Origin of the sequence: Micromonospora sp. DT201 (genome assembly GCF_049841575.1) — a bacterium.
Classification (GTDB): Bacteria; Actinomycetota; Actinomycetes; order Mycobacteriales; family Micromonosporaceae; genus Micromonospora.
The window spans coordinates 233351-252748 of sequence record NZ_JBNCKP010000004.1 but is presented as its reverse complement, the minus strand read 5'-3'; the positions used below and the strand labels follow the sequence as shown (position 1 = coordinate 252748).

Annotated in this window: 18 protein-coding genes; 14 read left to right on the top strand and 4 right to left on the bottom strand. The window is 71.3% G+C overall.

The features are described from left to right. The first annotated feature begins 70 nt into the window (after positions 1-70). The 7 genes from ACLQ28_RS10640 (at position 71) to ACLQ28_RS10610 (ending at position 6105) form a co-directional block, all read left to right on the top strand. The gene (locus ACLQ28_RS10640) at positions 71-739 is read left to right on the top strand and encodes a TMEM175 family protein (protein WP_425686048.1); all 669 of its coding nucleotides are present in this window, start codon (positions 71-73) and stop codon (positions 737-739) included. A gap of 135 nt (positions 740-874) precedes the next feature. Then, the gene (locus ACLQ28_RS10635) at positions 875-1372 is read left to right on the top strand and encodes a 2Fe-2S iron-sulfur cluster-binding protein (RefSeq protein WP_425686257.1); all 498 of its coding nucleotides are present in this window, start codon (positions 875-877) and stop codon (positions 1370-1372) included. Further along, on the top strand, positions 1369-2352 hold the full coding sequence (locus ACLQ28_RS10630; protein ID WP_425686047.1) for an FAD binding domain-containing protein: 984 nt from the start codon (positions 1369-1371) through the stop codon (positions 2350-2352). Before ACLQ28_RS10635 ends, ACLQ28_RS10630 begins: the two co-directional genes overlap by 4 nt. Then, positions 2349-4445 carry a xanthine dehydrogenase family protein molybdopterin-binding subunit gene (locus ACLQ28_RS10625; protein WP_425686046.1) on the top strand — a complete coding sequence of 699 codons (2097 nt, stop codon included), beginning with the start codon at positions 2349-2351 and terminating at the stop codon, positions 4443-4445. The genes ACLQ28_RS10630 and ACLQ28_RS10625 overlap by 4 nt, the downstream gene beginning before the upstream one ends. Positions 4446-4472: 27 nt before the next feature. Beyond that, positions 4473-4838 (top strand): ArsR/SmtB family transcription factor, encoded by a 366-nt coding sequence (locus ACLQ28_RS10620; RefSeq protein WP_425686045.1) that lies wholly within the window; start codon positions 4473-4475, stop codon positions 4836-4838. Continuing rightward, on the top strand, positions 4838-5479 hold the full coding sequence (locus tag ACLQ28_RS10615) for an SRPBCC family protein (RefSeq protein WP_425686044.1): 642 nt from the start codon (positions 4838-4840) through the stop codon (positions 5477-5479). Before ACLQ28_RS10620 ends, ACLQ28_RS10615 begins: the two co-directional genes overlap by 1 nt. A 110-nt stretch (positions 5480-5589) precedes the next feature. Beyond that, positions 5590-6105, top strand: a complete 516-nt coding sequence (locus ACLQ28_RS10610) for an NUDIX domain-containing protein (RefSeq protein WP_425686043.1) — start codon at positions 5590-5592, stop codon at positions 6103-6105. 401 nt (positions 6106-6506) lie between these two features. On the opposite strand, the gene ACLQ28_RS10605 is transcribed toward ACLQ28_RS10610, so the two are convergent. From ACLQ28_RS10605 to ACLQ28_RS10595, 3 genes are all read right to left on the bottom strand, one after another. Further along, positions 6507-8450: an ABC transporter ATP-binding protein gene (locus ACLQ28_RS10605; protein ID WP_425686256.1), complete on the bottom strand. Its 1944-nt coding sequence runs from the start codon at positions 8448-8450 to the stop codon at positions 6507-6509. A 78-nt stretch (positions 8451-8528) separates the two neighbouring features. Beyond that, positions 8529-9986: an ATP-binding protein gene (locus tag ACLQ28_RS10600; protein WP_425686042.1), complete on the bottom strand. Its 1458-nt coding sequence runs from the start codon at positions 9984-9986 to the stop codon at positions 8529-8531. A 114-nt stretch (positions 9987-10100) separates the two neighbouring features. After that, complete coding sequence (locus ACLQ28_RS10595; RefSeq protein WP_425686041.1) at positions 10101-11759, bottom strand: FAD-dependent oxidoreductase; 1659 nt, start codon at positions 11757-11759, stop codon at positions 10101-10103. Between the two features lie 151 nt (positions 11760-11910). Here ACLQ28_RS10595 and ACLQ28_RS10590 point away from each other — a divergent pair, with 151 nt between their 5' ends. The 7 genes from ACLQ28_RS10590 to ACLQ28_RS10560 all read left to right on the top strand — a co-directional run bounded on the left by ACLQ28_RS10590 (position 11911) and on the right by ACLQ28_RS10560 (position 18896). After that, positions 11911-14160, top strand: a complete 2250-nt coding sequence (locus tag ACLQ28_RS10590) for a hypothetical protein (protein WP_425686040.1) — start codon at positions 11911-11913, stop codon at positions 14158-14160. Positions 14161-14185: 25 nt separating this feature from the next. Next, the gene (gene smpB / locus ACLQ28_RS10585; protein WP_425686039.1) at positions 14186-14677 is read left to right on the top strand and encodes an SsrA-binding protein SmpB; all 492 of its coding nucleotides are present in this window, start codon (positions 14186-14188) and stop codon (positions 14675-14677) included. 339 nt (positions 14678-15016) lie between these two features. Further along, a complete protein-coding gene (locus ACLQ28_RS10580) occupies positions 15017-15439 on the top strand; it encodes a TOBE domain-containing protein (protein ID WP_425686038.1) in 423 nt (140 codons plus the stop codon). Further along, entirely contained in the window at positions 15436-16221 is a 786-nt protein-coding gene (gene modA / locus ACLQ28_RS10575) for a molybdate ABC transporter substrate-binding protein (RefSeq protein ID WP_425686037.1), read from the top strand. The genes ACLQ28_RS10580 and modA overlap by 4 nt, the downstream gene beginning before the upstream one ends. Beyond that, entirely contained in the window at positions 16218-17033 is an 816-nt protein-coding gene (locus ACLQ28_RS10570; RefSeq protein ID WP_425686036.1) for an ABC transporter permease, read from the top strand. Before modA ends, ACLQ28_RS10570 begins: the two co-directional genes overlap by 4 nt. After that, complete coding sequence (locus ACLQ28_RS10565; RefSeq protein WP_425686035.1) at positions 17030-18097, top strand: ABC transporter ATP-binding protein; 1068 nt, start codon at positions 17030-17032, stop codon at positions 18095-18097. Before ACLQ28_RS10570 ends, ACLQ28_RS10565 begins: the two co-directional genes overlap by 4 nt. A 124-nt stretch (positions 18098-18221) precedes the next feature. Beyond that, positions 18222-18896 (top strand): uridylate kinase, encoded by a 675-nt coding sequence (locus ACLQ28_RS10560; RefSeq protein WP_425686034.1) that lies wholly within the window; start codon positions 18222-18224, stop codon positions 18894-18896. A 66-nt stretch (positions 18897-18962) separates the two neighbouring features. Here ACLQ28_RS10560 and ACLQ28_RS10555 read toward each other — a convergent pair whose 3' ends face one another. Next, the gene (locus ACLQ28_RS10555) at positions 18963-19376 is read right to left on the bottom strand and encodes a type II toxin-antitoxin system Phd/YefM family antitoxin (protein WP_425686033.1); all 414 of its coding nucleotides are present in this window, start codon (positions 19374-19376) and stop codon (positions 18963-18965) included. Positions 19377-19398 lie beyond the last annotated feature (22 nt).

The window sequence follows — 19398 nt, the reverse complement described above, 5'->3', positions numbered from 1 at the left end:
CGATCCACGGTCGTCGTCCCGATCGGACAAACCACAGTCAACGAAACCCGTCGACGGTTAGCCTTCCCCAATGGCCGAAGCGCCCGACGAGGTCGAGCAGCCCGACGCGCGCCCACGGGTTTCCGGCACCGAACGGATGACGTCGTTCAGCGACGGCGTGTTCGCCATCGTGATCACCCTGCTGGTGCTCGACCTGCGGGTTCCGGAATACCACAGGGGTGAGTTGCTGGCCGACCTCCTCGACGAAGGAGCCTCCTACCTGGCCTTCGTCGTGTCGTTCATCTACATCGGGGTGCTCTGGCTCAACCACCACGCGCTGCTCAGGCTGGTCCGCGCGACAACCCTCGCCCTGAGCTGGATCAACCTCGCCATCCTCTTCGGCGCGGTGATCATCCCGTTCCCCACCGCGGTGCTGGCGTCCGCGTTCACCCACGGCGACACCGACGACCAGCGCGCGGGCGTCGCCCTGTACGCGTTGGCGGCGGCGCTGATGTCGGCACCTTGGCTGGTGTTCTTCGGCTACCTACGCCGCCACCCCGAACTCCTCGGTCGTGGGGTCAGCCCCGAGCACGTTCGCACACAACGGCTGCGACCGGTCACCGGCCTGGTCCTGTACGGGCTGAGCGGCCTGCTCGGCTGGTTCGTCAACCCCGTGCTGGGCCTGATCGGCATCATCGTCATGATCGCCTATCACGCGGTGACGAGCGAAGGGTTGCGGCGGCGGGTCGGGCGGCGCTGACCACTCGGGGCAGGTCAGGCACCCGGGGTCACCTCCTGCGTTATTCGCCCCTATTTGTACCAGTAAAGCTAGTCTGGGCCGGTGCAGGGCGGACCAGAGAACGCGACGACGACCGACGAGCGGCACTCGTCCCGGGTGGCGTTCGAGGTCAACGGCGAGGCACGCGAGGTACGGCTGGACAACCGCACCACGCTGCTCGACACACTGCGCGAGCACCTCGGCCTGATCGGGGCGAAGAAGGGCTGCGACCACGGCCAGTGTGGCTCCTGCACCGTGCTGCTGGACGGCCGCCGCGTGAAGAGCTGCCTGGTCTTCGCGGTCACGCTGGACGGCCGGGCGGTGGTGACCGTCGAAGGGCTGGCCGGGCCGGACGAGCTGTCCCCGTTGCAGGCCGCGTTCATCGCGCACGACGCGTTCCAGTGCGGCTACTGCACCCCCGGCCAACTCTGCTCCGCCCGCGGCATGCTCGACGAGGTCGCCCGGGGCTGGCCCAGCGCGGTCACCGACGACCTGAGCGGGCCGGCCGAGCTGACCGACGCGGAGATCCGCGAGCGGATGGCCGGCAACCTGTGCCGCTGTGCCGCGTACCCGCACATCGTGGCGGCCGTGCGCGAGACGGCGGCGACGCGATGAGGGCGTTCCGCTACCACCGGCCGGCCGATGTGGCCGACGCGGTCGCCGTGCTGAGCGCGGAACCGCAGGCGGCCTACCTGGGCGGCGGGACCAACCTGGTGGACCTGATGAAACTCGGGGTGCAGCGCCCCGACGTGCTGGTGGACGTGACCGGGCTCCCGCTGGACACCGTCGAGGAGCTGCCCGAGGGCGGGCTGCGGATCGGCGCGACCGTACGCAACAGCGACCTCGCCGCCCACCCGGTGGTCCGCCGGGACTACCCGGTGCTGGCCCGCGCCCTGCTCGCCGCCGCCTCCGGGCAGCTGCGCAACATGGCCACCACCGGCGGCAACCTGTTGCAGCGCACCCGCTGCGTCTACTTCCAGGACACCGGCAAGGCGTGCAACAAGCGTGCCCCGGGCAGCGGCTGCGCCGCACTGCACGGCCAGAACCGCGACCTGGCGGTGCTCGACTGGTCCGAGCAGTGCGTGGCGACGCACCCGTCCGACCTGGCCGTCGCGTTGACCGCGCTCGACGCGGTGGTCGAGGTGCACGAGGTCGACGGCACCCGTGACATTCCGATCGCCACCCTGTACCGCTCCCCCGGGACACACCCCGAGCGAGAAACCACTCTGGCCCGGGGCGCGCTGATCACCGCCGTCCGGGTGCCGCCGCTGCCGGCCGCGCGCCGCTCGACGTACCTCAAGGTGCGCGACCGGGCCTCGTTCGCCTTCGCCGTCGGCTCGGTGGCCGCGGTGCTGGACCTCGACGGCGACGTGGTCCGCGACGTTCGGCTGGCCTACGGGGCGGTGGCGCACCGGCCGTGGCGGGCCTACCGGGCCGAGGCGGAGCTGCGGGGTCGGACGTTCAGCCCGGAGCTGGCAGGGCGGGCAGCCGACGCGGAGCTGGCCGAGGCGCGCCCGTTGCGGCACAACGGCTTCAAGGTGCCGCTGACCCGGGCCATCACCGTACGAGCGCTCAGCCAACTGGCGTCGTCGTGAGCGCCGGCGCGGTCGGCCGGGCGTACCCCCGGCTGGAGGGCCGGGAGAAGGTCACCGGCACGGCCCGGTACGCGGTGGAGTACCCGGTGGACGGTGTCACCTACGGCTGGGCGGTGCCGTCGGCGGTGGTGCGGGGCCGAATCACCCGGGTCGACACGGCGGAGGCGCTCGCGTACCCCGGTGTCCTGGCCGTCGTGCACCACGGCAACGCGCCCCGCCTCGCGCCCGGCCCGCAGCCGGAGGTGTGGCTGTTGCAGGAGCCGGCGGTGCACTACCGGGGGCAGTTCGTGGCGGTGGTGGTGGCCACCAGCCTGGAGGCGGCCCGCGAGGGCGCCCGGCTGGTCCGGATCGACTACGACGCCGGGCCGCACAGCACCGTGCTCACCGCCGATCACCCCGGGCTGTACCGGCCGGACAAGGTCAACCCCAGCTATCCGACCGACACCGCCGAGGGCGATTTCGACGCCGGGTACGCGGCCGCCCCGGTGCGGGTGGACGCCACGTATCGAACGCCGGCCTACCACAACAACCCGATGGAGCCGCACGCCACGACGGCGCAATGGCGCGACGGGCGGCTACTGGTGCACGACTCCACCCAGGGTGCCTCGCTGGTGCGGGCCACGCTGGCCGAGATGTTCGAGGTGCCCCCGGAGGCGATCCGGGTCGTCGCCGAGCACGTTGGTGGCGGCTTCGGCAGCAAGGGGTACGCCAAGGCCTCGGTGGTGCTGGCCGCCCTCGCGGCCCGACACACGGACCGACCGGTCAGGCTGGCGCTGACCCGTCAGCAACTGTTCGGGCCCGTCGGTTACCGCACCCCGACCATCCAGCGGATCCGGCTCGCCGCCGACGCCGACGGGCGACTCACCGCGATCTGCCACGACGCGATCAGCCAGACCTCGACCGTCCGGGAATTCGCCGAGCAGACCGCCGTCTACACCCGCAGCATGTACGCCGCACCCCACCGACGCACCACGCACCGGCTGGTCCGCCTCGACGTGCCCACCCCGTTCTGGATGCGCGCTCCCGGCGAGTGCCCCGGCGCGTACGCCCTGGAGTCGGCGATGGACGAGCTGGCCACCGCCGTCGGCATCGACCCGGTCCAGTTGCGGATCCGCAACGACGCAGAGGTCGACCCCGACCAGGGGCGGCCGTTCACCAGCCGCAATCTGGTGGCCTGCCTGCGCGAGGGTGCTCAGCGATTCGGCTGGGCGGACCGGGATCCGACGCCCCGCGTCCGACGCGACGGGCGCTGGCTGATCGGCACCGGGGTGGCCGGGTCGAGCTACCCGGCCCGGGCCAGGCCGTCGTCGGCCACGGCCACCGCTCGTCCCGACGGCAGCTTCCTGATCCGGATCAACGCCACCGACATCGGCACCGGCGCCCGAACGGCGATCTGGCAGGTGGCCGCCGACGCGCTCGGGGTGCCGCCGGAGCGCGTGGAGATCCGCATCGGTGACAGCGACCTGCCGACCGCGGCGGTGGCTGGGGGCTCGATGGGCACGGCCAGTTGGAGCTGGGCGGTGATCCGGGCCGGTCAGGCGCTGGGCGAGAAGCTTCGGGACCTTCCCGGCGGCGTGCCGCCGAGCGAGGTGACCGTCGAGGTGAGCACCGACGAAGAGGTGGGCGGGCAGCCCACCCTGCCCCGGTACGCGTACGGGGCACAGTTCGCCGAGGTGCGGGTGGACGCGGACACCGGTGAGGTGCGACTGAACCGGATGCTCGGGGTGTTCGCGGCAGGGCGGATCGTGAACCCGACGACGGCGCGCAGCCAACTCATCGGCGGCATGACGATGGGGTTGTCGATGGCGCTGCACGAGGAGGGCCTTCTCGACGAGCGGTACGGCGACTGGGTCAACCACGACCTGGGCACGTATCACATCACCGGATGCGCGGACGTGGAGTCCATTGAGGCGTACTGGCTGGACGAACAGGACGACGAGCTGAACCCGGCCGGGGTGAAGGGCATCGGCGAGATCGGCATCGTCGGCGCCGCGGCGGCCGTCGCCAACGCGGTGCACCACGCCACCGGCGTACGGATTCGGGACCTGCCGATCCGGCTGGACAAGCTCGTCGGTCTATCATCACTCGCTTAAATAAGGCAGCAGTGATATAAAGGCGTCATGCACGCCTTCGACGTGCTGGGCGATCCGGTCCGGCGCCGCATCCTGGAACTGCTCGCCAGCGGCGAGCGGACTGCCGGCGCGGTCAGCGCGGTCATCCGCGACGAGTTCGACATCTCCCAGCCAGCCGTGTCCCAGCACCTCAAGGTGTTACGCGACAACGGCTTCGCCACCGTGCGGCCGGAGGGCACCCGGCGGCTGTATGCGGTCGACCCACGCCCACTGCGCGAGGTCGACGGCTGGCTGGAGCACTTCCGCCGGTTCTGGACCCCGCCCCTGGCAGCACTCGCCACCGAGCTGGCCCGGGGCCGACGCGAGCGTCGGCTGCACGGGCCCGCCGACCCACCCGACGAGAGGAACACCTGATGATCGACGCGATCGAGCAGATCAACGCCGTCCAGCGGCAGGTCGGCAGCCGCACCCTGGAGGCCGGCGAGGCCCGCGTGACCACGATCAGCCAGACCTACCAGGCGACGCTCGACGACCTGTGGGACGCCTGCACCAACGCCGAGCGCATCCCGCGCTGGTTCCTGCCGATCACCGGTGACCTGCGGCTGCACGGCAAATACCAACTCCAGGGCAATGCCGGCGGCACCATCGAAAGCTGCGACCCGCCGCACAGCTTCACCGCCACCTGGGAGATGGGCGGCGAGGTGAGCTGGATCGAGGTGCGACTCACCCCGGTCGACGCCGAGCGGACCCGCTTCGCGTTGGACCACATCGCGCACGTCGACCAGGACCGGTGGGCCCAGTTCGGGCCGGGTGCCGTCGGTGTCGGCTGGGACCTGGGGCTGCTCGGTCTCGCCTCCCACCTGGCCGGCGACGGCAGCGGGGTCAGCCCGGAGCAGAGCGCCGAGTGGAGCGCGTCCGACGAGGGACGGCGGACCATGGAGTTGAGCAGCCAACTGTGGGGTGAGGCGAGCATCGCCGCCGGCACCGACCCCGACGAGGCAAAAGCCGCCGCCGAACGCACCACCGCCTTCTACACCGGCACCCCGGAAGCCTGACCCCCTCACCCTCGCCCTCGCCCTCCCCTCGTCGATCTAGGGAGTATCGCCGCTAGTTGATCTACGATCACGACGATTCTCCCTAGATCGGCGGGGTAACGTGCTGCGGCATGACAGGTACGCCGTACTCGCACTGCTCTTTTTGCGGCGCCGTTTACCCGGCGGGCGCCGGTTGGCCGCGGGTCTGCGCGGTCTGCGGCGAAACCGTCTGGCGCAACCCCCTGCCCGTGGCGGTCGCGGTGCTGCCGGTCCGCACGGCCGAGGGCCTGGGCGTGGTGGTGGTCCGCCGGGACATCGAGCCGGCCCGCGGACTGCTCGCGCTGCCCGGCGGCTTCATCGAGTACGGCGAGGAGTGGTCCGAAGCCCTCGTCCGTGAGTTGCGGGAGGAGACCGGGCTGATCGCGGCTGCCGAGGATGCCCGGCTCTTCGCAGTGCACGGCGCGCCGGCAGGCGGCACGATGATGATCTTCGGAGTGCTGCCCGAGCGATCGGCCGAGGACCTGCCACCGTCGGCGCCGACCGCGGAGGCGACCGAATGGCTGGTGCTCACCGACCCGGTCGAGCTGGCGTTCTCCACCCACACCCAGGTGCTAGCCGACTTCTTAACCCTCAACCGCCCCGCCTGACTCCCCCAACCGCCCCGCCTGACTCCCCGCGGCCGCCTCGAACACGCACCCGCCCCGACTACCTCCGTTGCCCTGCCGCCGAACACCCCCACCCCCGCCGCCGAACACCCCTAACCACGCAAGATCGTGCTCGATCCTGCTTGTAGTGCCATCAAAAGCCGGCGAGGCCACTACTTAAGGACAACACCGTTGCGCTATGGGTAGGGCGAGATGGCAACCCCTGCGGAGCAAGGGGGCCGCGCCGATCTTGCAGTTTCGGTTGTCAAAATGGGTGGGATAACCGTTGTGTCGGGACAGAAAGCGCAAGATCGCGGAGCAGGGACAGCCCAGCCTCGGCGATCAAGGAGTTGTGGTGCCTGATTTGGCATCTCGCAGGCACTTCGGCTCCGGGTGAGCGTGCCTCAGCGGGGTAGGGCGTCGTCGGCGCCCGTCAGGTAGCCGCTGGCCTGAAGGTCGAACAGCTCGCGGTAGAGGCCGTTGGCAGCCATCAGCTCGTCGTGGCTGCCCTGCTGGACGAGTCGACCCCGTTCCATCACGAAGATCTGGTCGGCGTGGCGGACGTTGGCCAGCCGGTGGGTGATCAGGACTACCGCCCGGTCGGGGCGACGGCGCAGGTGCTGGAAAAGGGCATGTTCGGCGCGTGCGTCCAGGGCTGCCGAGGGTTCGTCACAGATCAGCAGGGCGGCATCCCGGTAGAGGCCGCGAGCCGCGACGAGCCGCTGCCATTGCCCGCCGGACAGCTCGTGGCCGTCCTTGAACTCCCGGTCGAGCAGGGTGTCGTAGCCGTGCGGCAGGCCGACGATCATGTCGTGCGCGGCGGCTGCGGCAGCCGCCTCCTGCACGCTGGGGCCGGATCGCTCCGGCGGACGGTCGTGCCGCCCGACGCGGATGTTCTGCCCGGCGGTGAACGGGAACTTCCACCATTCCTGGGTCATCACGGCCACCTGGGCGCCGAGGGTACGCGGGTCCAGCTCGGCGGCATCGATGCCGTCCCAGCGGATCACCCCACCGGTCGGCTGGTAGAGCCCTGCGATCAGTTTGGCCAGGGTGGTCTTGCCGGAGCCGTTCTCGCCGACCAGTGCGATCACTTCGCCCCGGCGGACGCTCAGGCTGACCCGGTCCACTGCCGGGGTGTCGGTGTCCGGGTAGCTCAGGCTCACGTCGTTCAGCTCGATCACGTCGACACCGTCGGCGGGCCGGTCGCCGCCGATCGGCACCCGGGCGTGGGCGCGGGCCAGGAAGTCCTGGTAGTCCTGGTAGTAGAGGGCGTCCTCGTACAGCGAGTTGGTGGCGACGACCGCCACGCCCAGGCTGGTCCGCGCGGACTGCAGCGCGAGCAGGGCGGTGGCCGCGGCAGCGAGGGCGACCATCCCGTTGAGCAACAGGCCGCCGAGGACCGCGTACACCCCGAAGGTGGCCAGCCCCGCCACCGTCGCGCCGGCCACCCGCGTGCCGGTCTGCGAGCGGACCAGCCGCAGGTGGGCCCGGGTCTCGACGGCCATCACCCCGCGGTACTCGGCGAGCAGGAAGTCGCGCATCTGGTACGCACGCACCTCGGCGGCGGTGTGCCGGTTGGCCATCAGGTGGGCCAGCATCCACATCCGGCGTCGCCGGGTGATCCGAGCCAGCATCGCCAGATACTCCCGGCGAGCCATCCGCACCGCCGTGATCGCCTGGGGCACCGCGGCGAGCAGCAGGCAGGGCAGCAGCAGCGGTTGGATGACGGTCACCGCCACGGCGGTGGCGAGCATCCCGACCACGCCGGTGACCAGGTTGACGGTGTGGTCGACGATCCACGCGGCCTCGCCCATCCCACGGTCACGCGCCCGGTCCATCTCCTCGGCGAAACCGGCGTCGTCGAACGCGGCCAGGTCCACCGCCGTGGTTGCCTCGAACAACCGCAGCTCCACCTGATAGTTGATCTGTGGAGTCAGCCGGGCCTGGGCCCAGCCGGCCGCGATGGCCAGGCCGCCGCGCGCCGACACCGCCGCCGCGGCCACGATCAGCGCCGGCAGAGCCGAGCGGACCCGGTCCGGGGTGGGACCGGCGGCGAACAACTCGCGCAACACGCTGGTCGTGGCGAGCAGGCCGAACGTGGTCATCACCCCGGCGGCGATGTTCAGGCCGATCGAGGCGACCGTGTCCCGGCGGTTGGTGGCCCAGGCCAGCCCGACCGCCTCCCGGACCAGCCGGGGCAGCCGACGGGCCACCGCCCAGAAGCTGGTGTGCGCGAACTCCTGCGCGTGGTGCAACCAGTCGCGGTCCTCCAACTCCGGCAGCATCGTGCCGGCCGGCGGGTCGCCCGGCTGGTCGTCGTCCTCGGCGGCGGCGCGCTGACGGGCCATCGACTCCACGGGCCCTCCTCGGGGGCGGGGGGATCACAGACGCCGCCCGAGACTACTGCCCGCAATTACTCGATGTCTCTAGGTAGTCGGCGCGTCGCTCGGCATGTCCGGTGCGCCCTCCGTGATCGGCAACAGCACCCGGAACGTGGTCCGCCCGGGCTCGGTCTCCACCCGGATGTCCCCGTGGTGCTTGTGCACCACGATCCGATACGAGATGTCCAGCCCCAGGCCGGTGCCCGTGCCGACCGGCTTCGTGGTGAAGAAGGGCTCGAAGATGCGCGGACGCACCTCCGGCGGGATACCGGGGCCGGTGTCGGTGACCTCCACCGCCAGGAGCTCACCGACGCGTCCGGTGCGGACGGTCAACACCCCCTCCTCCCCCATCGCGCCCAACGCGTTGTCGATCAGGTTGGTCCACACCTGGTTCAGCTCGGCCGCGTACGCCGGGATTGGTGGGAGGCTGCGGTCGTACTCGCGGACCAGCTTGACCTCGGCGGGCGTCTTCCCCTTGAACATCACCAGCGTGGCGTCGAGCAGGTCGTGCACGTCCACCACCCGGTGCGGTGCCCGGTCCAGCTGCGAATACTGCTTCGCCGCGTCGACGAGGCCGGAAATTCGGGTGACCGCGTCACCGATCTCACGCATCAGCAGCTCGGTGTCGACCGTGTAGGTGAGCCAGCGAACCGCCGCTTCCAGGTCCGCGGCACCCACCGCCGCCTTCACCTGCGCCAACCAGGCTGCGTCCAGCCCACCACCCACCAGGATCGGCGCCAGGTCCCACGCGCCGCCGACCCCGTGCTCCTCAAGCCAGTCGGTGAGCGTGTCCTCGGCGTCGGCGGTGGCCATCGGGGTCAACTTCGGCGCGGTGGCGACCCGGGCCACCGCTTCCTCCTGCAACGCGACAAGGCCGTGCAGGGCCGTGCCGTCGAGCCGACCATCGGCGATCATGGCAAGTTTGTGTCGCATCCCGGCAACCCGGTCACGCAGCACCGACGTGGCCCGCACCGCCGCCGCGGCCGGGTTGTTCAGCTCATGGGTCAGACCCGCCGACAGCGAGCCGAGAGCCAACAGCCGCTCCCGTTCGCCGACGACGGTCTGCGAATTGCGCATACCGAAGAACAGCCCCTCCAACAGGTGCATGGGCATCGGGAACCAGGACCGCAGGGCGTGCGCGAAATCCTCCGCCGGCAACACGAAGAAGTCCGCGTCGGTCACCGCCCGCAAACTGTTGCGGTAGATCTGGTCGACCTGATCTCCCAGGTACGCCTGGACGGCCCCTCCGTACACCCCACGCTGATCGGTCCGGCTGACCTCGATGTCGTCGCCGCGCACCTGCCGGCTCAACGCCACCGCGCCGCGCATCAACACGAAGAAGCAGGTGGCAGGCTCACCCTCGGCGTACACCAAGGTGCCGCCCGCACGCTGCTCGACGCGTCCGCGCTCGGCCAGCCAGGCGAGCTGCCCGTCGTCGAGGGCCTCGAACAGGAAGAGGGTGCGTAGCTCCGCCGGCGTCAACCGGTCAGACTCGACGCTCACAGGTCCTCCTTCGTTCGCGACTGCGGGGCTCGCAACCCCGGCTCACTCCTCACCCTCACTGGGCCTCCTTCGTTCGCGACTGCGGGGCTCGCAAACCCGGCTCACTCCTCACGCTCACTGGGCCTCCAGGTAGCGGTGGACGAGGGAGACGGCCATCGCGCCTTCGCCGACGGCCGAGGCGACCCGCTTGACCGACTCGGCCCGCACGTCCCCGGCGGCGAACACCCCCGGCACGCTGGTCTCCAGGTGGTACGGGTCGCGCGACAGCGACCAGCCGGCCGGCCGTCGCCCCCCAGCGAGCAGATCCGGGCCGGTGACGATGAAGCCGCGCCCGTCGCGGACCAGCACCCCGTCCAACCAGTCGGTCCGAGGCTCCGCGCCGATGAAGATGAACAGCCAGGAGGTGTCGACCGAGCGTGCCTCCCCGGTGCGGGTGTCGCAGAGGGTGAGCCGTTGCAGATGGTCCCCGCCCGCCGCTTGGACCACGGCCGTGTGCGGGTGCACGGTGATCCGGTCGATCCGTTCCAACTGGTCGATCAGGTAACGCGACATCGAGGCGGTCAGGTCCGCGCCCCGGATCAGCAGGTGCACCTTCGACGCGTACCGGGAGAAGTGCACCGCGGCCTGGCCGGCGGAGTTGGCCCCGCCGACGATGTAAACGTCCTGCTCGACGCAGCTCGGCGCTTCGGTTGCGGCAGCGCCGTAGAACACCCCCCGCCCGGTGAAGTCGGCCAGCCCGGGGGCGTCGAGCACCCGGTACGACACCCCGGTTGCCAGCACCACGGTGTGCGCCGCGATCTCGCTTCCGTCGCCGAAGCGCAGCAGCCGGGCACCGCCGGCCTCACTGAGCCCCACCACCTCCCGAGCGCTGAGCAGTTCGGCACCGAACTTGACCGCCTGCCGCCGGGCCCGATCGGTCAACTGCGCGCCGGAGACGCCATCCGGGAAGCCCAGGTAGTTCTCGATCCGGCTGCTCTGCCCGGCCTGCCCGCCGGTCGCCCGTCGCTCGACGAGCACAGTGCGCAGCCCTTCCGACGCGCCGTACACCGCCGAGCCGAGGCCGGCCGGGCCACCGCCGATCACCACCAGGTCGTAGAAGTCGGACGCGGGCACCACAGTCAACCCGGCCAGTGCGGCCAACTCGGTCTCGCTGGGGGCGATCAACGCCTTACCCTCGGCTGTCACCACCAGCGGCACGTCCGCCTCGGTGGCCCCGGCCGCGTCGAGCAGACGGACGCCCTCCGGGTCGTCGGACAGCATCCAGCGGTACGGCACCAGATTGCGGGCCAGGAAGTCGCGGACCTTGAACGACGGTGCCGACCAGCGGTGCCCGACGACCCGGATCTCGGCGCTCGCCGCGTCCGGGGTGACCGCCCACGCCTCCAGCAGCCCGTCGACCACCGGATACAGCTTCTCCTCGGGCGGATGCCAGGGCTTGAGCAGGTAGTGGTCCAGGTCGACCACGTTGATGGCCTCGATCGCGGCGTCGGTGTCCGCGTACGCGGTGAGCAGCACCCGACGGGCGGCCGGAAAGATGTCCATGGCCGCCTCGAGGAACTCGACACCTGTCATCTCCGGCATCCGGTGGTCGGCCAGCAGCAGCGCCACCTGCTCGCCGCGCAGCTTGACCTCCCGCAGCGCGTCCAGCGCCTCGGGCCCGGAGGAGGCCCGCAGGACCCGGTAGCGGTCGCCGTAGCGGCGCCGAACGTCGCGGGCCACCGCCCGGGACACCACGGGGTCGTCGTCGACGGTCAGGATCACCGGGTTCGCCATGGCGCCATGAAATCACCTGTTACGGGTGGGCCGCACCATCGTCTGTGCTCCGATGCACGGTTGACCGGGTTGGGGATGGGTAAGCCGGGGAGCCGCACGGGTGGCCGCACATCGCCGTCCGGCCGGCTGCCGCGCACACCTCGGGGGGCCCATGGCGCACGTGTCTCCGACCGGACCGACGACGTCGGGCGGAATCGTGGAGCTGCGGGTGCACGGCGTCTCCGGGGCGGGAGCCAACCAGGTGTTGAACCGGCCGAACGTGCATCAGGTCGCCGGGGACCGCAGCGGAGGGTTCTACCGACCGCGTCCCGGTTACCCGGATTCGACCGGGACCGGCGGGGTGACGCTGGAGGCGTACCGCTGGAGCGACCTGCCGTCCGGCACGGCCGTGCGGACGCTGTCGCTGGTGTTCCTGCTGCCGTTCATGCTCTGCAATGTGGCGCTCTGGATGCACCCGGCGACCGGCGCCTGGAAGAACGTCATCCTCGCGGTATGCCGGGTGCTCGCGCTCACCCTCACCATGCTCTACGTGCTGTCCATCGTCGGGATGGCGGTGGACCTGATCGCCTGGCGCTGCATGGACACACCGTCGTGTCTGGCCGGCCGGAGCTGGCTGTCCTGGCTCGGTGGCCGCCCGACCGGGCTGCGCCTGGGTGTGTTGGCGCTGGTGCCGGTCGCCGCGATCGGGCTCGTCTGGTGGCTGAGCACCCGCCTCAGTCACTCGTTCGACGCGTTTCGCACCCGCGATCCGGCGACCTCGAAACACGAGCTGAGCGCGGTCGGCCAGTGGGACGGTGCGCCGCTTGTCGGTCGCCTGCGCTCGGTGCACGTCGCGGCCGCCTTCGCCACGCTGGACGGCAGCCTGCTGGCGGCGCGGTCCAGCCAGCACCGCTCGGGGACGATGGTGGTGCTGCTGGCGGCCACCGGGGCGGTGCTGCTCACCTGCCTGGTCCTGCTCTGCGTGCCGTGGATCGACCGGACCGACCCGACGCCTGGCATGGACGCCTTCTTTCGGGGGCTACGCACGATCGCCTGCGGCCTGACGATTCTGGTGATCGTGCACATCGTCATCAGCCCGGCACCGTGGTCGCAGAGCCGCTCGTTGCCCGGGTACGGCGCGATCGTGGCCTGGCTGTTCGTCAGCCAGACCGTGCTGGTGCTGATCCTCGCGGCTGTGGTGATCTGGCGGCGGGGCGGCAGGCGTCCCGCCGACGGAGGGCGTCCCGCGCCGCTGCGCGCCTTGGGCTCGCCGGTCTTCGTCACGATCGCCGCCGGACTCGCGGTGGCCTTCTCGGCCGAGTTGGTATACCGGACCGCGGATGTGTTGGACCGCGAGCAAACGACAGCGGACAGCCTCTTGACCAGCCCGCCACTCGCGTACAAATGGGCGATTTTCAGTTTTTTCCTGGCGGTGCTGGGCGCGTTGCTGACGGCCGGCGCGGTCACGGTGCTGAGTCGGCGCAGTCGGTGGCGGGCCGCGCGAGCGATCGTGGTCGCAGATTTCCCGCACGCACCGCCGGAGGCGGCCAACCGGCTGCGCCAGGTCGAGCAGGCGGTAGCACGGGCACGGTTCACCGAACGACTGGAGCCACTCACCGTGGTCTACGCCGGGCTGGCCGCGCTCGGGCTGGCCACCAGCGTGCTCGGGCTGTTCCAGATCTTTCCCGGTGACGTGTTACAGGAGTACGTCGGCCTGCCCGACAGCTTCGTCAACTTCTTCATCGGAACGGGCAGCTACGTGATTGCCGCGATCGTGCTCGGGCTGGTGATCGGCGGCGTCTTCGCGTACCGAACGGCAGGATTCCGACGGTACGTGGGCATTCTGTGGGATCTGGGCACCTTCTGGCCCCGCGCGGCACACCCCTTCGCCCCGCCCTGCTACGCCGAGCGGGCCGTGCCGGAGCTGGCGAAGCGGATCTCCTACCTGGTGGAGCAGGGTCAAGGGGTGCTGCTGACCGGGCACAGCCACGGCTCGGTGCTGCTCGCCGCCACGGTGCTGCAACTGCCGACCCGAATCACCGACCGGGTCGCCCTGCTGACCTACGGTTCGCCGCTGCGCCGGTTGTACTCGCGACTGTTTCCCGGATACGTCAACGTGTCGACGCTCCAAGAGATCGGCGATCGGGTCGGCTGGCGCTGGGTGAACCTGTGGCGCGACACCGACCCGATCGGCGGTTGGATCTTCGCCCCGCACCGGGCCGGGGACGCCGAAACGATGACCGGACCGGCAGCGGCGGTGGACCGGCGGCTGACCGACCCGCTGGATGTGGTGCCGCCACCCAGCGACAGCGTTCCCCCGCCGATCCTGGCGCACTGGCCGTGCGAGGCACAGGAGGCGTTCGCGGAGGCGGTGCGGGACCTGACCGCGCGGCTTGATCCCGAACGCCCAGGGACGCGTTGATCCGGCGGCCGGATATCGTCGGCGGGTGAGCCCGTCCAAGCAGCCCGAACGCCGGTTGATCGCATCGAACAAGAAGGCCCGGCACGAGTACACCGTGCTGCGCACCTATGAGGCGGGCATCGTGCTGGTCGGCACCGAGGTGAAGTCGCTGCGCGAGGGGCGGGCCTCGCTGGTCGACGCGTTCGCGCACGAGCGCGACGGGGAGATCGTGCTCTACGGCCTGCACATTTCCGAGTACGCCTACGGCACGTGGACCAACCACGCACCTCGCCGCAACCGCAAGCTCCTGCTGCACCGGGCCGAGATCGACCGGATCCTGGACAAGGTCCGCGAGGGCGGGGTGACCCTGGTCCCGCTGTCGATGTACTTCGAGAACGGCTACGCCAAGGTCGAGCTGGCCCTGGCGAAGGGCAAGCGCTCCTTTGACAAGCGGCAGACGCTGGCCGAGCGGGACGCCAACCGGGAGATCGCCCGCGAGCTGGGCCGGCACCTCAAGGGCCACCCTCGCCGACCCTGAGCTGCCCTCTTTCGCGCGTCTTTCACCGCGGCTCCCGGCGCGGCACGCCGGAAGTCGTTGACGTCATCCACCCAGCGTCATCGCCTGCGTCCGCGACTCACTCCCCGTACGCCTGGGCCACCGTCAGCCGGGTGGTGGCCACGCACGCTGGTCCAAGATCTGCGCAACTACAGGGAAAGTGCTGGGTCAACGCGCTTTCAGACAGCAACTTCCCTGAAGCTGCGCAGATCTTGACGCGATGGTGTTTGGCGCAGATGCCATGCTACTGGCCAGCGCTGGTGGCAGAAGCGGCCGTTCCAGGCCTTTCGCCCTGGCAGATGCGGGCGCTAGGGTGTGCGGGTGACGAGGTTTCGGATCGGGGAGGCGGCCGACCTGCTCGGCGTCAGCGCCGACACGGTTCGCCGCTGGGTGGACGCCGGGCGTCTGACGGCCCAACGCGACGAACACGGCCACCGGGTCATCGACGGCGTCGACCTGGCTGCGTTCGCCCGCGCCCAGGCCGCCGACCCGGACGCGGGCGCTGAGTACTCCTCGGCCCGCAACCGGCTACGCGGCATCGTCGTCGACGTTCGCAAGGACACGGTGATGGCCCAGGTCGACATCCAGGCCGGCCCGTTCCGGGTCGTGTCGCTGATGAGCCGCGAAGCGGTCGACGAGCTCGACCTGCGGGTCGGGTCGGTGGCCGTTGCGGTGATCAAATCGACCACGGTGGTGGTGGAGCGGGCCGCTCCCCCGGCAGCGAAGGGAAGGTCCACCGGATGAGCACGCGGACGATGCGTACGGCGGTGGCCGTGCTGGTGGCGCTGGCGGTCACCGGCTGCGGCGCGGGCGACGACCGGGCATCCGGCGGTGCGGCGGACGGCCGGGTCACCGGCGTGGTGACGGTGTTCGCGGCCGCCTCGCTGACCGAGTCGTTCACCCGCATCGGCAAGGACTTCGAGGCCGCCAACCCGGGCAGCACCGTGACCCTCAACTTCGCCGGCAGCTCCGCGCTGGCCAACCAGATCAACCAGGGTGCGCCGGCGGACGTGTTCGCCTCGGCCGCCCCGGCGAACATGACCACCGTCACCGAGGCCGGCAGTGCCGACGGCGCACCGAGCATCTTCGCCCGCAATCAGCTGGTGATCGCGGTGCCCCGGGGCAACCCGCGTCAGGTGACCGGGCTGACCGACCTGAGCAGATCCGGCGTGAAGGTGGCGCTCTGCGCCACCCAGGTGCCCTGCGGCGCGGCGGCGCGCACCGCCCTGGACGCGGCCGGCGTCGCGCTGACACCTGTCACGCTGGAGCAGGACGTCAAGGGCGCGCTCGCCAAGGTGAAGCTCGGCGAGGTCGACGCGGCCCTGGTCTACCGCACGGACGCGCGGGTCGCGAACGCCGACGTGACCGGCGTGGAGTTTCCCGAGTCGGCGCGGGCGATCAACGACTACCCGATCGTCGCGCTGAAGGACGCGCCGAATCCTGCCGGCGCGCGGGCCTTCGTCGCGTACGTCCGCTCGACGCCAGCGCAGGCGCTCCTCGCCGAGGCCGGCTTCCAGGTTTCATGACTCAGGTCCTCGACCAGGCCACGCCCCGTCGGCGGGGGCGGGTGCCGGCCGCGCTGCTGATCCCCGCCGGGTTGGGGCTGCTCTTCCTCGTCCTGCCGCTGGCCGGGCTGGTGATCCGGGCACCATGGACGACCCTGCCGCAGCGGCTCACCGAGCCGGGCGCGCTGACCGCGCTGCGGTTGTCGGTGCAGACCGCGACCCTGGCCACCGTGCTCTGTCTGCTGCTCGGGGTGCCGCTCGCCTGGGTGCTGGCCCGGGTGGAGTTCCCCGGCCGCCGACTGGTACGCGCGCTGGTCACCGTCCCACTGGTGCTGCCGCCGGTGGTCGGTGGGGTGGCGCTGTTGCTGGTCTTCGGCCGGCGAGGGCTGCTCGGCGGTTGGCTCGACGCCACGTTTGGCATCACCCTGCCCTTCACCACCGCCGGTGTCGTGTTGGCCGAGTCGTTCGTCGCCATGCCGTTCCTGGTCATCGCCGTGGAGGGTGCGCTACGTGCCGCCGACCACCGCTTCGAGGAGGCCGCCGCGACGCTGGGCGCCAGCCGTTGGACCACCTTCACTCATGTCACGCTGCCGCTGGTGGCACCCGGGCTGGCCGCCGGGGCGGTGCTCTGCTGGGCGCGGGCGCTCGGCGAGTTCGGTGCCACCATCACCTTCGCTGGCAACTATCCCGGCCGGACGCAGACCATGCCGCTCGCGGTCTACCTGGCGTTGGAGACCGACCTGGAGTCCGCGATCGTGCTCAGCCTGGTGCTGCTCGTCGTGTCGGTGGGCATTCTGGTGGCGTTGCGGGACCGTTGGATGACAAGCGCATGAGCGGTCCGCTGCTCGACGCCCGGCTCGTCGTCGACCGGGGCGCTTTCCGACTCGACGTGCCGCTGCGGGTCGCGCCCGGCGAGGTGGTCGCGCTGCTCGGCCCGAACGGCGCCGGCAAGACCACCGCGTTACGCGCGCTGGCCGGGCTGCATCCACTCACCGACGGGCATGTCACCCTCGATGGCATCGACCTGGACCGCCCAGCGTCGCGGGCCTGGGTGCCGACCGAGCGCCGGTCGATCGGCGTGGTCTTCCAGGACTATCTGCTCTTTCCGCACCTCAGCGCATTGGACAATGTGGCCTTCGGGCCACGCCGGCACGGCGTCGACCGGCGGGCCGCCCGTGCCACGGCCCGGGACTGGCTCGGCCGGGTGGGGCTTGACGCGCAGGCGCACCGCCGTCCCCGGCAGCTCTCCGGCGGTCAGGCGCAGCGGGTGGCGCTGGCCCGCGCGCTGGCCGTCGCACCGGCGTTGCTGCTGCTGGACGAGCCGCTCGCCGCGCTGGATGCCCGCACCCGGCTGGACACTCGCGCGGAGCTGCACCGCCACCTGTCCGCTCACCCGGGCGCGACGGTGCTGGTCACTCACGATCCGCTGGACGCGCTGGCGCTGGCCGACCGGCTGGTCATCGTCGAGGGCGGCCGGGTGGTGCAGGAGGGCGACGGGCCGAGCGTTACCGCTCGCCCCCGCACCGACTACGTCGCCCGGTTGGTCGGGCTGAATCTCTACCGTGGGCGGGCCGAAGGGCATGGGGTGCGGGTCGCGCCGGAGCTGACCCTCACGGTCGCCGACCGAATGGACGGCGAAGCCTTCGTGGCGTTCCGTCCGGCCGCGGTGGCCCTGCACCCGACCCGACCGGAGGGCAGCCCGCGCAACACCTGGGCGGGCACCGTGGCAGGTGTCCAGCGGCACGGCGACAACGTACGGGTGCAACTCGACGGGCCGATCGGGGTCGCGGCCGACGTCACGCCGGCCGCCGCGGCCCAGCTGCGGCTGACGCCGGGCCAACGGGTCTGGGTGGCGGTGAAGGCGACCGAGACGCACGCCTACCCGGCCACCGGTTGAGGCAAGCTGTGCGGGTCGGCGCTCCGGACCCGATCGTCACGGCGAACCTGCGGCGGCTAGCCGGCCGCCGTTGCATCCCGGGGATGGCGGCGACGACTCCGCGAGAACGGGACGGGGGCAGGACATGGAGCAAGGCACGCGCGACGAGGTGCTCGGCCGGCTCGCCGAGGCCGTCGGGTGCGTCACAGTCGCACACCCGACGCGGGTGGCCATCGACGGACCACCCGCCGCCGGCAAGACCACCCTCGCCGACGAACTGGCCATCGCCTTGCGCGAACAGGGCCGCGACGTCATCCGGGCGACGATCGACGATTTCCTCTTCCCCCGGGCACAACGCTATCCACGCGGCGAGTACTCGGCCGAAGGCTGCTACTTCGACACCCACGACCACGGCGCGCTGAACCGGGTTCTGCTGGATCCGCTCGGCCCGGGCGGAGATCGACGTTTCCAACCCACGGTTTACGACCGCACCACGGACACTGTGCTGTCGCCGCCGGTCACGACTGCCCCAGCCGATGCCGTGCTGGTCTTCGACGGCGTCTTCCTCATGCGCCCGGAACTGATTGATCGGTGGGACCTGCGCGTCTTCGTGTCGACCGCGCTCGAATCGACAGTGGAACGTGCCGTGATCCGGGAGCGTCGGGTGTCATCCCAAGCCGACGTCGAACGGCGCTGGCGCGAGCGTTACATCCCCGCCCAGCAGCTCTACTTCGCCACGGTCCGCCCAACCGATCACGTCGACATCATCGTGCACAACGACGAGCCCCAGCGGCCGGTCTGGGAGACCCGGACACACTGACTCTGCTCCGTCCGGATGCCCGCGGAGGCGGAACTGCCCGCCGCCAACTGGGCGGCGCGGAGGCGGTCAGCCGGCGAGCAGGTCGTTGTGCGCGGCGCGCAGCCGGGCCAACGACGGGTCGCTGCCCGGGACGACCCGGCGATCCAGCTCGGCCCACACCTCGGCCAGTGCCGCGCGGATCGCACCCAGCTCGGCGGCGTGCCGCTGAGTGCTGCGTCGGTGCTGCTCGTCGAGGCGCCGCGCCCAGCCGGCGGTGACCGTGGCGAGCCGGTCGGCGTCGGCGCGGGCCTGCGCGCCGCTGCGGGCGGCTGCGGCAGGGACGATCGCGGCGACCGGGCGGGGGTCGCCGTCGCGGGTGACGACGGTGACCGCGTCGGTCAGCTCAGCCAGCGCGACGAGCTGGCTGAACCGGGTGCGCGCCTCACGCAGCGGCACGGAGCGCGGCGGGTCGGGGTGCGGGGTGAGCGCGGGGACGGCCATGAATGCATGGTGCCGCGCGGGT

Excerpts from the sequence above, each read along its gene's own strand:
- ACLQ28_RS10615 (WP_425686044.1), top strand. The coding sequence starts at position 4,838 with ATGATCGACGCGATCGAGCAGATCAACGCCGTCCAGCGGCAGGTCGGC.
- modA (WP_425686037.1), top strand. The coding sequence starts at position 15,436 with ATGAGCACGCGGACGATGCGTACGGCGGTGGCCGTGCTGGTGGCGCTG.
- ACLQ28_RS10610 (WP_425686043.1), top strand. The coding sequence starts at position 5,590 with ATGACAGGTACGCCGTACTCGCACTGCTCTTTTTGCGGCGCCGTTTAC.
- ACLQ28_RS10555 (WP_425686033.1), bottom strand. The coding sequence starts at position 19,376 with ATGGCCGTCCCCGCGCTCACCCCGCACCCCGACCCGCCGCGCTCCGTG.
- ACLQ28_RS10605 (WP_425686256.1), bottom strand. The coding sequence starts at position 8,450 with ATGGCCCGTCAGCGCGCCGCCGCCGAGGACGACGACCAGCCGGGCGAC.
- ACLQ28_RS10590 (WP_425686040.1), top strand. The coding sequence starts at position 11,911 with ATGGCGCACGTGTCTCCGACCGGACCGACGACGTCGGGCGGAATCGTG.
- ACLQ28_RS10565 (WP_425686035.1), top strand. The coding sequence starts at position 17,030 with ATGAGCGGTCCGCTGCTCGACGCCCGGCTCGTCGTCGACCGGGGCGCT.
- ACLQ28_RS10630 (WP_425686047.1), top strand. The coding sequence starts at position 1,369 with ATGAGGGCGTTCCGCTACCACCGGCCGGCCGATGTGGCCGACGCGGTC.
- ACLQ28_RS10595 (WP_425686041.1), bottom strand. The coding sequence starts at position 11,759 with ATGGCGAACCCGGTGATCCTGACCGTCGACGACGACCCCGTGGTGTCC.
- ACLQ28_RS10620 (WP_425686045.1), top strand. The coding sequence starts at position 4,473 with ATGCACGCCTTCGACGTGCTGGGCGATCCGGTCCGGCGCCGCATCCTG.
- ACLQ28_RS10570 (WP_425686036.1), top strand. The coding sequence starts at position 16,218 with ATGACTCAGGTCCTCGACCAGGCCACGCCCCGTCGGCGGGGGCGGGTG.
- ACLQ28_RS10640 (WP_425686048.1), top strand. The coding sequence starts at position 71 with ATGGCCGAAGCGCCCGACGAGGTCGAGCAGCCCGACGCGCGCCCACGG.
- ACLQ28_RS10560 (WP_425686034.1), top strand. The coding sequence starts at position 18,222 with ATGGAGCAAGGCACGCGCGACGAGGTGCTCGGCCGGCTCGCCGAGGCC.